Annotated in this window: 14 protein-coding genes; 7 read left to right on the top strand and 7 right to left on the bottom strand. The window is 57.5% G+C overall.

Going from position 1 to position 14,549, the window contains the following annotated elements; translation table 11 throughout:
• Positions 1–180: 180 nt before the first annotated feature.
• The gene (locus FJU08_RS13585; RefSeq protein WP_141149548.1) at positions 181–1,116 is read right to left on the bottom strand and encodes a hypothetical protein; all 936 of its coding nucleotides are present in this window, start codon (positions 1,114–1,116) and stop codon (positions 181–183) included.
• A 108-nt stretch (positions 1,117–1,224) separates the two neighbouring features.
• Between FJU08_RS13585 and FJU08_RS13580 the strand changes: the two genes are divergently transcribed.
• Both FJU08_RS13580 and FJU08_RS13575 read left to right on the top strand, forming a co-directional pair.
• Positions 1,225–1,809, top strand: coding sequence for a nitroreductase family protein (locus FJU08_RS13580; RefSeq protein ID WP_141149547.1), 585 nt, complete (start codon positions 1,225–1,227; stop codon positions 1,807–1,809).
• A 3-nt stretch (positions 1,810–1,812) separates the two neighbouring features.
• Positions 1,813–2,424 carry a flavin reductase family protein gene (locus tag FJU08_RS13575; RefSeq protein WP_141149546.1) on the top strand — a complete coding sequence of 204 codons (612 nt, stop codon included), beginning with the start codon at positions 1,813–1,815 and terminating at the stop codon, positions 2,422–2,424.
• A 6-nt stretch (positions 2,425–2,430) separates the two neighbouring features.
• Here FJU08_RS13575 and FJU08_RS13570 read toward each other — a convergent pair whose 3' ends face one another.
• Positions 2,431–3,123, bottom strand: coding sequence for a hypothetical protein (locus FJU08_RS13570; RefSeq protein WP_141149545.1), 693 nt, complete (start codon positions 3,121–3,123; stop codon positions 2,431–2,433).
• Positions 3,124–3,363: 240 nt separating this feature from the next.
• Here FJU08_RS13570 and FJU08_RS13565 point away from each other — a divergent pair, with 240 nt between their 5' ends.
• Positions 3,364–5,097, top strand: a complete 1,734-nt coding sequence (locus tag FJU08_RS13565) for an ABC transporter ATP-binding protein (protein ID WP_141149544.1) — start codon at positions 3,364–3,366, stop codon at positions 5,095–5,097.
• Positions 5,098–5,392: 295 nt separating this feature from the next.
• Here the strand turns inward: FJU08_RS13565 and FJU08_RS13560 are convergent, their stop codons facing one another.
• Positions 5,393–5,986 carry an NADPH-dependent FMN reductase gene (locus tag FJU08_RS13560; protein WP_141149543.1) on the bottom strand — a complete coding sequence of 198 codons (594 nt, stop codon included), beginning with the start codon at positions 5,984–5,986 and terminating at the stop codon, positions 5,393–5,395.
• A 160-nt stretch (positions 5,987–6,146) separates the two neighbouring features.
• Here FJU08_RS13560 and FJU08_RS13555 point away from each other — a divergent pair, with 160 nt between their 5' ends.
• Positions 6,147–6,521, top strand: coding sequence for a winged helix-turn-helix transcriptional regulator (locus FJU08_RS13555; RefSeq protein WP_141149542.1), 375 nt, complete (start codon positions 6,147–6,149; stop codon positions 6,519–6,521).
• Between the two features lie 75 nt (positions 6,522–6,596).
• Here FJU08_RS13555 and FJU08_RS13550 read toward each other — a convergent pair whose 3' ends face one another.
• The 4 genes from FJU08_RS13550 to parE all read right to left on the bottom strand — a co-directional run bounded on the left by FJU08_RS13550 (position 6,597) and on the right by parE (position 10,765).
• Positions 6,597–7,349 carry a L,D-transpeptidase family protein gene (locus FJU08_RS13550; protein WP_141149541.1) on the bottom strand — a complete coding sequence of 251 codons (753 nt, stop codon included), beginning with the start codon at positions 7,347–7,349 and terminating at the stop codon, positions 6,597–6,599.
• A gap of 443 nt (positions 7,350–7,792) precedes the next feature.
• A complete protein-coding gene (gene rpsU / locus FJU08_RS13545) occupies positions 7,793–8,023 on the bottom strand; it encodes a 30S ribosomal protein S21 (RefSeq protein ID WP_141149540.1) in 231 nt (76 codons plus the stop codon).
• 264 nt (positions 8,024–8,287) lie between these two features.
• Complete coding sequence (locus FJU08_RS13540; protein ID WP_141149539.1) at positions 8,288–8,497, bottom strand: cold-shock protein; 210 nt, start codon at positions 8,495–8,497, stop codon at positions 8,288–8,290.
• Between the two features lie 204 nt (positions 8,498–8,701).
• Complete coding sequence (parE, locus tag FJU08_RS13535) at positions 8,702–10,765, bottom strand: DNA topoisomerase IV subunit B (RefSeq protein ID WP_141149538.1); 2,064 nt, start codon at positions 10,763–10,765, stop codon at positions 8,702–8,704.
• A gap of 448 nt (positions 10,766–11,213) precedes the next feature.
• On the opposite strand from parE, the gene tpiA reads away from it, so the two are divergent.
• From tpiA to FJU08_RS13520, 3 genes are all read left to right on the top strand, one after another.
• Positions 11,214–11,987: a triose-phosphate isomerase gene (gene tpiA / locus FJU08_RS13530; protein WP_141149537.1), complete on the top strand. Its 774-nt coding sequence runs from the start codon at positions 11,214–11,216 to the stop codon at positions 11,985–11,987.
• Between the two features lie 216 nt (positions 11,988–12,203).
• Positions 12,204–12,680 carry a preprotein translocase subunit SecG gene (secG, locus tag FJU08_RS13525; RefSeq protein WP_141149536.1) on the top strand — a complete coding sequence of 159 codons (477 nt, stop codon included), beginning with the start codon at positions 12,204–12,206 and terminating at the stop codon, positions 12,678–12,680.
• 202 nt (positions 12,681–12,882) lie between these two features.
• Positions 12,883–14,514 (top strand): CTP synthase, encoded by a 1,632-nt coding sequence (locus FJU08_RS13520; protein ID WP_141149535.1) that lies wholly within the window; start codon positions 12,883–12,885, stop codon positions 14,512–14,514.
• Positions 14,515–14,549: the final 35 nt, after the last annotated feature.

The raw sequence follows: 14,549 nt of genomic DNA, 5'->3' as shown, positions 1-14,549 counted from the left end.
TATGTCAAATAGATTATCAATAAATAAAATCTATATTATATATTTATTATATAGTATAATTATAAATAATTTGATTTATGCAAATTTTTTTTAATTATAAAATGTGTAATAGACATTTTATATTTCTATTATTTGTGAACTTTGTTGATTTTTATTTGTTTTTTTGATTTTATATGAATGTCAATCTACGGTTTCACCGGATAGATTGTCATTGTTGATATCGGCTTTGTCGTCGCCGGTCAGCAATTCGATGATTGCGTTCTGGCCGGATGTTACGGTGAAATTCTTCTCGAAAACATCCTCCTTGTTACGTGCAACCGCCGTGTAGCTGCCCGCAGCCAGAACCAGCGAGGGGTAGGCGCTGTTGCTCTCGGTCAACACGTCGCCAGATGCGCTGAGAACCGTCCAGGCGGTATCGGCAAGCGCTTCGCCATTATGGGTGGTTGCAAGCCGCAGGCTGACTTCGGCGGCTTCCTGTTTCAACGTCGCCTCGGTCAGCTTCCCGGCATCGACATGCAGTTTGGCGGATGTCTGAGCGTTGAGGTTACCATAATTGGAGACGACTTCGTAGTCGCCCTCCGGCAACCGAATGATGGTTTCCGGCTTGATCTCGTCCATGATCAGGTTTCGTTTGCCATTCTTGTTCTGGAAGATATTGAACGACAGAAGATTGGCCTTGGCGGGAACGGCCTCGCCAAGAACAGCGTTCAGCACCAGGCCACCGGCATTGAGAACAAGGGTCTGGGTATCCTTCATGCCGCCTTCCGGGATGACGACCTTGCGTGTGACCGTGGCATGGCCGAAGGCGCAATTGATGTAATATTCGCCGGGGGGGATGGAAAGCGTTGCCGAGCCGCCCTCCGCCGTGGCGACCAGATCCAGCTTGCCACCCTTTGGTGCGGTGCGGAAAATGCGCCAGGTAATACCGGTCGAGATCGGTGCGCCGGAATCGGTCAGCCGCGCCTCAAGTTTCAGCGGTTCCGCGTTGACGCCTGGCTGGCTGGAAAAGGGGTTCTTGGCCGCGACCGGGCTGGCGAGCGTCAGTGAAAGCGCGATGAGTGAAAGCGCGATAGCGGCCGCACCAAGGGCCGAAATATGTCGATTAAGCCGCTGCATCATGTCTGCCGGTTGACTCTGTTCCTGTGGAAGCCCACTTGAAAAGCAAGTTAAAGGCCTTTTCAAGAAGTTCCCATTCGTTTTGCCTAATCCCGTGAGGTATTCCCCTTGTCTGACCGAAACGAAGCCGTCATCGGTTTTTTGACCGCCCGTCGTTCGACGCCTGTTTTGCAGCTTGCCGAACCCGGTCCATCGCGTGAGGAGCTTGGTACGATCCTCAGGCTTGCCGCCCGTGTGCCTGATCACGGAAAGCTTTCGCCCTGGCGTTTTGTCGTTTATGCGGGGACAGCCCGTGATGACGTCGGTGAGGGGCTGGCGGAGATTGTCCAGGCCGATGATCCATCTGCCAGCGAAGAGCGTCTGGCGTTGGAGCGAAGCCGTTTCACCCGTGCACCGCTTGTTGTTGGCGTTATAAGCTGCGCGGCGGTTCATCCGAAAGTCCCGGTCTGGGAGCAGGTCATGTCGGCAGGTGCTACCTGCTACAACATGGTCCTGGCCGCCAATGCCTTTGGCTATGGCGCAACCTGGCTCAGTGAATGGTATGCCTTTGATGAGCGTGCCTTCCCGCTTCTGGGCGTGGGAGCGGAGGAGAAAGTCGCTGGCTTCATTCATATCGGCACCCGCACCGAGCCGCCATTCGAGCGTGTCCGTCCCGATATGGATGCAATCGTCACGTGGCGCGGGGAGATCTGAACGGTGTTCTACATGACAGACACGAATGCCCACGGCCTGCCGCATGATCCATTCAAGGCGATTGTTTCGCCACGGCCGATCGCCTGGGTCGGGACACGCGACGTTGAAGGCCGGGCCAATCTCGGTCCCTATTCATTTTTCAACGCTGTTGCTGATCAGCCCAAGCTGGTAATGTTTTCCTCCAGCGGCATGAAGCATTCGCATGACAATATCGCGGCGACGGGCGTTTTCACGCTCAGCCTGGTCGGTCGCGAACTCGCCGAAGCCATGAATATGACGTCAGCGCCACTGGAAGCCGGTATGAGCGAGTTTGATTTCGCCGGGCTGACTGCGGTTGATGGCCAGCTGGTTGATGCGCCTTTCGTCGGCGAGGCCTATGCCGCGCTTGAATGCCGGCTGACCGAGATCATCACGCCGAAGACGCTTGATGATGCGCCGACGCCGAACCGGATCATCTTCGGTCAGGTTGTCGGTATTCATATCCGTGAAGATGGACTGACGGATGGCCTGCTTGACATGGCGAAAGTGCGGCCGCTGGCGCGGATGGGCTATCTTGATTATTGCGATGGCGGCGAGACCTTCCAGATGCGCCGGCCGACAGTCACCAGAGGCTAATCCCCGTCAGGGGGCGGCAAAGGCGGCCTTGATGGCGCCGATATGCGCATTGTTTTCGGCAAGTTTGCCGGAAAACCCGGTATTGGCGGCGAAGCGGCAGGCATCGTCAAAAGTCTCGGCAATGCCGTTGTCGCGGGTAAAGTCGATCGCCGGAATGCCGAGCATGCGTGCGGCCATCATGGTGGCGACAGCGCCATGGCGGCCGATATCGCCACTTCCGGCGAGGCCGGAACAAAGATTGGCGGCATCATAGCCGAGGGCGATGACACGGCCGGGACGGCGTACGAAATGACCGGCATTGAGCAGCCCTGCGCCATTGTCGCCGATCATGGCGATAAGGGCGATGGCGCCCTCGGTGCGATCAGCGCGTGCTTCCGCAAGGCGAAGCAGTGTCTCCGCCATCTGAATCTGGGCGACATTCTCAACCCCGCGCAGGATGATCCCGTCAGGACCGGCACCAGCAGCTTCGCAGAACTGCGCAACATTATAGGCCCGCGAGATTGGTTCGCAGATGAGAAAGACGGGAAGGCCGGAAAAGCGGATCCGTGCCGCGTGGACAAGGGCTGGCAACGTGTCGGCGTTATCCTCCGCCTTTGCGGGAATACAGATGCAGTCTGGAACTGTGTCAGTGGCGAGCGGTGCTGCTGCGTCATTGACCAGCCTGCTCTTGAGCCAGACTTTCATGCCTCGGATATCCATGCCGATGCTCCAATCCCGCTTTTCCGTCAGTGCGACTGAGAATGCCTGAATGTAAGCAGGGTTCAATCGTGCGCGCCGACTTTCCACTGCTATATGACAGTTTTGCGGCATTGAACGTCCGAAATTGCCATTTCGGCAGGTTTCGGCTAGGAAGGCGTTGCGGAGCCGGTCAGAATGTGAAAGGCGACGGCGTTTCGTCGTCGGTCGTCAGTCCTTATTGCGTCCTCGGAAATTTCCCCAATGCTTCGCCGTTTCTTTTCCTATTACCGTCCCTATCGGGGTCTGTTCATCCTTGATTTCGGCAGCGCCATCCTGTCTGGCCTGCTGGAGCTTGGCTTTCCGATTGCGATCCAGATTTTCATCGACCGGCTACTGCCTTCGCGTGACTGGGGGCTGGTCGTCATCGCCGCTTTCGTACTGCTCGGGATCTACATCTTCAATACCGGTTTGATGGCGGTGGTGACCTATTTCGGCCATCGCCTCGGCATCAATATCGAAACCGATATGCGCCGCGCTGCCTTTGCTCATGTGCAGAAGATGTCGTTCCGCTTTTTCGATAACAACAAGACCGGACATCTTGTCGGGCGGTTGACCAAGGATCTCGAAGATATTGGCGAGATTGCCCATCACGGGCCGGAGGACGTGTTCCTTGCCGTGATGACATTTGCTGGTGCCTTTGCACTGATGGCTTTGACCAACTGGCAGCTTGCGCTGATGACGGCGCTGGTTGGGCCGGTGATCGGCTGGGTCATTACCCATTACGGCATGCGCATGACGCGCAATTCCTCTGAAATTTTCCAGCGGGTGCGCGGTTTCAATACCCGGATTGAAGAAAATGTCGGCGGCATGCGTGTGGTTCAGGCCTTTGGCAATGAGAATCACGAAGAGCGGCTGTTTGATCGCGACAATCGCAATTATCGCTTCACCAAGCTGAAAGGCTACTGGTTCATGTCTGCCGGCATGTCGCTCTCCTATATGGGAACACGGCTGGTGCAGATGATGGTGATGGTTGCTGGCGCCTGGTTCGTGATCACCGGTCAGCTTTCGGAGGGTGGCTTTGTTTCCTTCCTGCTGCTGGTCAATGTGTTCATGCGGCCGATCGACAAGATCAACGCCATGCTGGAGCTTTATCCCAAGGGTGTGGCAGGCTTTAAAAGTTTCACCGAACTCATTGATATGGAGCCTGATATTGCCGACGCACCGGATGCTGTTTCTATTAGCGGCCTTGCTGGTGCTATCCGTTATGATCGCGTCGGTTTTTCCTATTCGGTCCAGGGACGGCCGGCGCTTGTCGATATCAGCCTCGATATCGAACCCGGTGAAACGATTGCCTTTGTCGGTCCGTCAGGGGCTGGAAAGACTACGATCTGCTCGCTGTTGCCGCGCTTTTACGAGGCAACCGGCGGGGCGATCAGCATTGACGGAACCGATATCCGCGCCATGACGCTTGCCTCACTCAGAGCCTCGATCGGCATTGTTCAGCAGGATGTGTTTCTGTTCGGCGGAACGGTGCGGGAGAATATCGCCTATGGCCGGCTTGATGCTACGGATACAGAAATCATGGACGCCGCGCGCATGGCGCGTCTTGATACCGTCATTGACGCCATGCCGGACGGGCTCGATACGGTGATTGGCGAACGCGGCGTCAAGCTTTCCGGCGGTCAGAAACAGAGGCTTTCGATCGCGCGGATCTTTCTGAAGAACCCGCCGGTTCTGATTCTTGACGAGGCCACTTCAGCACTGGACAGCGAGACAGAAAGGGCGATCCAGCAATCGCTGGAAGCACTTTCAAAAGGCCGTACCACGCTGGTGATCGCGCATCGGCTGGCGACGATCCGCAATGCTGATCGTATCGTCGTGGTTGATGCCGGGCGGATTGTTGAAAGCGGCAGTCATGCAGCGCTGATCGCTGCCGGTGGTGCCTATGCACGGCTCCATGCCGCTCAGTTTGGTGCCGTCGGGGCGGATATCTGAGGCAAGACAAAAGCCGCCGGGAGCGCCGGCGGCTTCAGGCTGCTGACAAAGCCATTCATATTGCACGTTTGAGATGGAACTGACCCTCCCTCCGTCGTCATCCCCGCGCTTGTCACGGGGATCCAGATAAGGCATTGAATAGACAAGTCCTTTCGCCGCGCGGACGCGCGGCGGCTGGATGCCTGTGGACCAAGCACAGGCATGACGCCAGAAAAAGGGGCAAGGTTTATCAACAGTCTGAAGCCGCCGGGAGCACCGGCGGCTTTCATCGTTTTCAATCACCGGGACCGGCAGATCAGGCAGCCTGGGAGGCCTTCTTTTCTTCTTCGCGCATGGCGATCAGGGCAGGGGCCCACTTGGCCAGCTCGTCGAGCATCGCCTTGGCGCCCTGTTCGGTCAGTTCATTCGGGGTGAATTCACCCTGATCATTGATGAACTGCGGGAAGAACGGGATCGGAACGCCCTGCGGAATGGCGTGGATGTTGAGCGCGTTCAGCTGCAGGCGCAGCGGCATGGCGGCACGCAGGCCAGCCGAAACGAAAGCATAGCTCATGATGCCGGCGGGCTTGTAGGCCCATTCCTTCACCAGAGCCTGAAGTGCGTTCAGAAGAGAAGCGGGCGGGAAGCTGTCATATTCCGGTGTCAGGAAGACAAAAGCATCGGCAGATGCAACGCTGGCGCTCCATTTCTTGGTGTGCTCATGCTCATACTGCTGCATGACCGGGTGGTTGGCTTCGTCAAGCAGCGGCAGCTTGAAATCGGCCAGATCAACCAGTTCAACTTCGAAGTCGCTGTTTTCGCGTGCGAACTTCTCAAACCACTTGCCAATGGTGGGGCCAACGCGACCGGGGCGCGTGCTTCCGATAATAATGTTCAGTTTCAAAATCATACTCCTTGGATCGTGTTCCGGTGCTGGGAGGGGGCACCGAGGACAGCCCCTGAGGGTGGGAGGTCCCTGGGGCGCATGGGGTGGTCAAAAAAAGTGACCTGGTGTAAGTAAGCGTAGTATGAACCATGCGCAAGAGCGTAAAATTGAAGGACCAGGTCATATGAATTTGACTGTCCCCAGAACCACCCGCCTGAGCGGCGCCTGCGGCCGTGTCGCACCGGTGCTGCAGCGCGTCGGCGACAAATGGACCGTGCTTGTGATTGTTTCGCTCGATCATAACGGGCCAATGCGTTTCAACGCGTTGAAGCGCAGTGTTGATGGGATCTCGCAGCAGATGCTGACGCGGGTGCTCAAAGCGCTGGAGCGCGACGGCATGGTCAACCGCACCACTTATCCCACGACGCCGCCTCAGGTGGAGTATGAGCTGACCGATCTTGGCCGTTCTCTCAGCGTTCCGGTACTGGCGCTTGGTGACTGGGTCCTCGATCATCTCGATGAAATCGACCAGGCGCGTCAGCGTTACGATCAGCGTTGAAAGCAAATCGCCGGCTTGGTGCCGGCGATCTGGGTGTTTGCAAAATATCTGTCCGGCTCCGGACAGATATATATCTCACCCGCGGGTGATGTCGGCGATCGTCTGATTCGCTGGCGGCTGCGGTGCGACAGGTGCTGAAACCTGCATCGTGCTTGCTGGCGGCTGCTTGACGATGATGCGGCTGCCGGCGGGAACGCGATTGTAAAGATCGATAATGTCCTGATTCAGCATGCGGATACAGCCGGACGAAACGGCCTTGCCGATGGAATTCCATTCCGGATTGCCGTGGACGCGATAGAGCGTGTCCTTGCCGTTCTCGTAAATATAGAGAGCACGGGCACCGAGCGGGTTCATCAGGCCAGCTTCCATGCCGCCGTTCTTTTCCGAATATTTCTTCAGTTCGGGATCGCGGGCAATCATTTCCTGCGGCGGGAACCACTTCGGCCATTCCTGCTTCCACTGGATCACGCCTTCTCCGCCCCAGGAAAACCCGGCGCGACCGACACCAACGCCGTAGCGCATGGCGGTGCCATTGTCTTCAACCAGATAAAGGAAGCGGTTTGTCGTATCGACCACGAGTGTGCCGGGAGGCTCGCCCGTCGGGTCCTTGACACGCTGGCGCAGATATTCCGTACCGATCTGCTGCCACGGAACAGCCGGGATTTCAAATCCGCCGTCTGTTTCCGGACCATACATCAATGCATAGTTGGTTTTGGGTTCTGGAGGGGCAACCGTAGTGCCGGTGCTTGCGCACCCAGCGAGAGCAGTTGTGGTGACTAGTGCGCCGAGCAGGAAACCCCTGCGCGACATTTTCATATCGAACAGCATTCGCGCCTCTTGTTAGGATTGACTACAGACAGCCATTGCTTTCCGTCAGCCAGCCGTCAACGCAAGAAATGGTCACAAGTTCGCGAATGGGTGCGTTTTTTCTCAGGTGTTGCGAATGGGTCGCCAAAATTATCGCAGTTACCGGGAGATATCGTCTGGCGCTAATATTTGTTCAGCTTTTTATCGGCTGAGCCAGGCAGGAATATCACGGTTTCGCTCCGGCTCCGGAGAGATCAAAATCTCTGAAACAATGATTCAGGCAGTCCCCTTTGCTCTGGTCCTGCGGGCAATGAGGCGGTTGCGATCTCGGGCAGATTTTCTGTCAGAAACATAGCTCGCCGTGGCCGTGAACCGAGGAAGGAGGCAGGCTTTCGCCTCCATCCTTCACGTCGCCCTGTGGCCTTCAAGTTGCTTTGTGTCGCATGGGCCGCAAGGCTTTGCCTTTAGCGGCTGCGCCGACGGGCCGAGGGCAGGAGCCCTTCACGCTGTGCCAGCTTCTTCAGCATCTTGCGATGGCGACGCTGAGCCTCGGCAGCCTGGCGATTGCGCCGTTCCGAGGGCTTTTCATAGGACCGCCTTGCCCGCATTTCACGGAAAAGGCCCTCTCTTTGCATCTTCTTCTTCAGCACACGCAGTGCCTGATCGACATTGTTGTCTCGTACAACGACTTGCAAAAGATACTCCTTTCTGGATTTTCCACGGAAACCGATCCACCGAAACAGCATGTTTGATGCGATCTTGAGGCCCGGAAGCAGGTCCGGGAAGGGCGGTTGGAATCCGCGTTGGCCAAAAACAAAAAGGCCGGGTGAACCCCGACCTCTCCTGCGCCGCAGCCAATAAATCCGTGGCCAGCCGAAACTGGCATGAACAACACGGCGCTTCCATCAATCCGGGGGATCGATGATTTCGAAACCTGCCATCAGGCAGGGAGTGGCTGATTACTCAGCCTGAAGGTTGTCGGCCGAGCTCTTGCCCGAACGCTTGTCCTTAACGAGCTCATAGGTGAGCTTCTGACCGTCGGAGAGCGAACGCATGCCAGCGCGCTCAACAGCGGAAATATGAACAAATACATCAGCACCACCATCATCAGGCTGAATGAAACCATAACCCTTGGTGGCGTTGAACCATTTAACGGTACCAGTCGACATAACGATTTCCTTTCAAGTAATCGTTTTGGGCTCCGCGGTACTTTGCGGCGTGGGATCGATCTTGAAGGAAATCTGGCGGCATCCCGAAGGACACACGAAGAAAGTCACTAGCAATAGTCGATGCGCCTCATATAGAGCTTGCGCCTCGTCAAGGCAATGGGCTGCGCGTAATTTCGCCGCCGATATTCTTGACTTTAGTACGTGCTAAATATCGAGATTCTCGGCGAAGGCGGCATTCTCCTGGATGAAGCGGAAGCGGGCGTCGGCCTTTGTCCCCATCAGTTCTTCCACCGTTTCGCGCGTACCTTCAAAATCGATTTCATCGATCTTAACCCGCAACAGCGTGCGCTTTGAAGGATCCATAGTGGTTTCCTTCAGCTGCGCCGGCAGCATTTCGCCAAGACCCTTGAAGCGGCTGACCTCGACCTTGCTGCGGCCCTTGAACATGGTGTTCATCAATTCCTCGCGGTGGCTGTCATCGCGGGCATAGGCGGTTTTACCGCCCTGGGAGAGCTTGTAAAGCGGCGGTACTGCGAGGAATAGGTGGCCCTGACGGATCAGTTCCGGCATTTCCTTGTAGAAAAAGGTGATCAGCAGCGAGGCGATATGGGCGCCGTCGACATCGGCATCGGTCATCACGATGATGCGCTCATAGCGCAGGTCTTCCTCGCGATATTTGTTGCGTGTGCCGCAGCCGAGCGCCTGAATGAGGTCAGCAAGCAGCTGGTTGGAAGAGAACTTTTCCCGTCCGGCCGATGCGACATTGAGGATCTTGCCGCGCAGCGGCAGGATCGCCTGATTGGTGCGGTTGCGGGCCTGCTTGGCCGATCCACCGGCCGAATCACCTTCGACGATGAAGATTTCGGCACCGGCGGCCGAGTTCTGCGAGCAGTCGGCAAGCTTGCCCGGCAGACGCAGTTTCTTGACCGCTGTCTTGCGGTTGACCTCGCGCTCCTTGCGGCGGCGCAGACGCTCTTCCGAGCGCTCGACCACCCAGTCGAGCAGCTTTTCCGCTTCGGCCGGATTGGCCGAAAGGTAGAGATCGAAGGGATCGCGCAGGGTGTTTTCGACAATGCGCTGGGCTTCGACGGTTGCCAGCCTGTCCTTGGTCTGCCCGACAAATTCCGGCTCGCGGATGAAAACCGACAGCATGCCGATGGCCGAGATCATCACGTCGTCGGTGGTGATCTGGGCGCCGCGCTTGTTGCCGATCATTTCGGCATAATTCTTCAGCCCGCGCATCAGGGCCTGACGCAGCCCGGCCTCGTGCGTGCCACCTTCCGGCGTCGGAACCGTATTACAATAGGAATGGACATTGGGATCGCCGCCATACCAGGCAACGGCCCATTCGACGGCGCCGTGTCCGCCGGTCTTTTCCGTTCTGCCGGTGAAGATTTCGCGGGTGACGGTGAAATCCTTGCCGATGAGATCGGCGAGATAATCCTTCAGGCCGCCGGGGAAGTGGAACTCGGCCCTGTCTGGCAGGTCGTCCTTGCCCTCGACCAGAGAAGGATCGCAGGACCAGCGGATCTTCACGCCGCCAAACAGATAGGCCTTGGAACGGGCCATGCGGAAAATCCGCGCCGGATCGAATTTCGCGCGCGGCCCGAAAATCTCTGCATCAGGATGGAAGCGTACCCTCGTGCCGCGCCGGTTCTGGATCGGGCCGAGATCCTCAAGCCCGCCCTGCGGAATACCGCGCGAAAAGGTCTGTTTCCACAGCCGCCGATCAAGGGCGACCTCAACCTCGAGCACATCAGACAGCGCATTGACCACCGAAACGCCGACGCCATGAAGGCCGCCCGAGGTTTCATAGGCCTTGCCGTCGAATTTACCGCCGGCATGCAGCTTGGTCATGATGACTTCGAGTGTCGATTTGCCGGGAACCTGGGGATGGTTTTCCACTGGGATGCCACGGCCATTATCGGTGACGGTCAGAAAGCCGTCCGCATCGAGATAGACATCGATCAGCGTCGCGTGGCCTGCAACGGCCTCGTCCATGGAATTGTCGAGCACTTCGGCGAAGAGGTGATGCAGCGCCTTGTCGTCGGTTCCGCCGATATACATGCCCGGGCGCATGCGCACCGGCTCCAGCCCTTCCAGCACGCGGATCGAGGATGCGCCATAGCTGCCATCGCTTTCGGATACGTCGCTGCGTCTGGTACTGGCCGGCGCGGGCTCCGGTGCTGAAACCGGCGCCGGTTCCTGCTGGTGGCGAGACGGTTGCGTTCCGGAAATTTCAGCAAAAAGATCGTTCTTGTCGTCCATGGGTCGCGGTTTTCCAGACTGTCAGCCAAACGGGTGTGACGGGTTCATCACCGAATCACGTCGCCATTTTGACAAATATTTGCTTGCGGAGCGAGCATGCGCCAAATTGTCGCAGCCAGGCCTGCATCCTGTTCCGATCCGGTCCGTTTCCGTGGCGGCATCTGATGCGTAGCCGGGGTGCGTGTTTTCGGTCCTGGAACATTTCAATCGATCTCTAACCGATTTAGCGGCGGGATTGCAAATGCAGCTTTTGGTTTGCGCCAGAACAAGGAAGCGCCCGAGGGCTTCTCCTAGAGCTCCGCCTCGGGCCGCGCAGTTGAAAGAGCCAAGCTTGTTTGACGTTGGCCGGCTAAGATAGAACGACGGTGCGTTCCGCTTCAGCGCTTGCGGATGCATTCAATTTGTAATGGCTGCCGATAAGGGCATGAAGCCACGGGAGAAACCGGGAATGACATTTCAGCTCCGTCCGATGGTCGCAGGCAATTGGAAGATGAACGGGACGCGGTCCTCGCTTGATCAGATCCGTGCCATTGCGCATGGTGTGAGCGGCCCTCTTTCAAAGAAGGTCGATGCTCTGATCTGCCCGCCTTCGACACTTCTTTATGTCGCGACGACGCTGACCGTGGATACCCATCTTCTGATGGGCGCGCAGGATTGCCACCAGAAGGCCCGCACGGGTGCGCATACCGGTGATATCTCAGCCGAAATGATCCGTGATTGCTTCGCGACCCATGTGATTGTCGGCCATTCTGAGCGTCGTAGCGAACATGGCGAAGACAATGCACGCGTCTCATCCAAGGCGCGTGCTGCCTATGATCAGGGGCTGACGGCGATTGTCTGCATTGGCGAAACCCGCGAGGAGCATTCCGAGGGGCGGACACTCGATGTACTTCATCAGCAGCTGTTCGAATCAATGCCCGATGATGCCGCACCGGAAAATACGGTGATCGCTTATGAGCCGGTCTGGGCGATCGGGACGGGCCAGACTCCGGGCGCGGACGAGGTGGCCAAGGTTCATGCCGCCATGCGCCGTGATCTGGAAAGCCGCTTCGGCGAAAAGGGAAGCAGAATCCGCCTGCTCTATGGCGGCTCGGTCAAGCCCTCCAACGCGCCGGAACTTCTGAGTGTGCCGGATGTCAATGGCGCGCTGATCGGCGGGGCCAGTCTCAAGGCGGCAGATTTCCTGGCAATCTATCAGGTTTATGATCGCCTGCTGGCCTGACCGGTATCCATCGGGCTTACCTGTTCTATTGAAGCGCAGGGCGAGAGCGCCTATCTTGGCGAAGTCTTGGGACCTTTGGCTTGCCTGTTGGCCACATGCGGGCGCGAACCGCCGGTTTGATTGCAAAAAAGGGTTGGATTGCGTGCGCGCCTCATGTAGAGAGGCGCCAAAGAAAGTTGCAAAGCTCCGCCAGTTGCGGAGCCGGATTGGACCTTCATGCAGACGGTATTGATTGTTATCCACCTGATCATTGTGCTGGCACTTGTCGGCGTGATCCTTATCCAGCGTTCGGAAGGCGGCGGCCTCGGCATTGGCGGCGGCTCCGGTTTCATGACCGCACGCGGCACAGCCAATGCACTGACCCGCACCACGGCTATCCTCGCCGCACTGTTCTTCGTGACGTCGCTGGGCCTCAGCGTTCTGGCCCGTTATCAGGGCACGCCTTCCGATATTCTTGATCGGATCGAGCAGAGCACGCAGAGCGACAATGGTCAGGGTATCCTCAACCAGCTCGGCGGTTCGGCGACCGGTACGGACGCGGCTCCGGCGGCGGATGGTACCGCGGTGCCGACGACCGATGGTACGGCAGCTCCGGCAGATGGCGCAACGGCTGCACCTGCCGACAGCGGACAGCCTGCCGTCAGCGTTCCGGCGCAGAATTCGAACGCGACCGGCGTTCCGACAGGCGACTGATCGCCGATCGATAAACGGATTTCCTCCGGCGGGTCCAAAGCCCGCCGGATTTTCTTTGGGCAAACAGAGGCGCTACGGGGTGCATCTTCCTTGGGGATGGTGCGCGGCATGACGCCTGTTTGTCATTTGATGTGTGTAAGCCGGGCTGAAATGATTTTTGGCCCTAGCGGAATCGGGATAAAAACGGTATCGGAATAAGCCCATGGCGCGATATATTTTCATCACCGGCGGCGTGGTTTCCTCTCTTGGAAAAGGCATAGCCGCAGCAGCACTGGGAGCATTGCTGCAGTCGAGAGGCTATAGAGTCCGGCTGCGTAAGCTTGACCCCTATCTCAACGTTGATCCGGGCACGATGAGCCCCACCCAGCATGGTGAGGTTTTCGTCACCGATGATGGTGCGGAGACGGACCTCGATCTCGGTCACTATGAACGCTTCACCGGGCGTTCGGCGACCAAGACCGACAACATCACCACTGGCCGGATCTACAAGAATATTCTCGACAAGGAGCGGCGCGGCGATTACCTCGGCGCAACCGTTCAGGTCATTCCCCATGTCACCAACGAGATCAAGGATTTCGTGCTGGAGGGCAATGAGGATTTCGATTTCGTTCTATGCGAAATCGGCGGGACCGTCGGCGACATTGAAGCCATGCCCTTCATGGAGGCGATCCGCCAGCTCGGCAATGATCTGCCCCGCGGCAATGCGATCTATATTCACCTGACGCTGATGCCCTATATTGCCGCAGCCGGTGAGCTGAAAACCAAGCCGACCCAGCATTCGGTCAAGGAACTTCAGGCGCTTGGCATTCACCCCGATATTCTGCTGGTGCGCGCCGACCGGGAAATCCCGGAAGCAGAGCGGCGCAAACTATCGCTGTTTTGCAATGTGCGTGCATCTGCCGTCATTCAGGCGCTCGATGTTTCCAACATCTATGATGCCCCTCTGTCTTATCACCGCGAGGGGCTGGACGACGAGGTTCTGGCCGCTTTCGGCATTGACCCCGCGCCGGTACCGCGCATGGAGGCCTGGCAGGAGGTTTCCAACCGCATCAAGACCCCTGAGGGCGAAGTCTCGATTGCCATTGTCGGCAAATATACGGGCCTGAAGGACGCCTATAAATCGTTGATCGAGGCGCTGCATCACGGCGGTATCGCCAATCGCGTCAAGGTCAAGCTGGAATGGATCGAGTCGGAGATCTTCGAGAAGGAAGACCCGGCACCCTATCTGGAAAAGGTCCACGGCATTCTGGTGCCGGGCGGTTTTGGCGAACGCGGTTCGGAAGGCAAGATCAGGGCGGCCCGTTTTGCCCGGACCCATAAGGTGCCCTATTTCGGTATCTGCTTCGGTATGCAGATGGCCGTCATCGAGGCGGCGCGCAATCTTGCCGGCATTACCGATGCATCCTCGACCGAATTTGACCGCAATGCTTCCGAGCCCGTTGTCGGCCTGATGACCGAATGGGTGAAGGGTAACAACCTGGAAAAGCGCAGCGAAACCGATGATCTCGGTGGCACAATGCGGCTTGGTGCCTACAAGGCCCGGCTCGGTGCTGAGACCAAGATTGCCGAAATCTATGGGACGACGGAGATTTCCGAGCGTCACCGTCACCGCTATGAGGTGAATTTCGGTTACCGTGAAAAGCTGGAATCCTGCGGGCTGGTGTTCTCCGGAACCTCGCCGGATGGCATTTTGCCGGAAACCATCGAATATGCGGATCACCCGTGGTTTATCGGTGTGCAGTATCACCCTGAACTGAAGAGCCGCCCGCTGGCGCCGCACCCGCTGTTTGCAAGCTTCATTGAAGCCGCTCTGGAGCAAAGCCGTCTGGTTTGACGGCTTTTGCACCGCTCTACGTGCATGAAAGCCCG

This window comes from Martelella alba (genome assembly GCF_006516955.1).
GTDB lineage: Bacteria > Pseudomonadota > Alphaproteobacteria > Rhizobiales > Rhizobiaceae > Martelella > Martelella alba.
The sequence above is the reverse complement of the archived record's forward strand: the minus strand, read 5'-3'. Positions and strand labels throughout refer to the sequence as shown.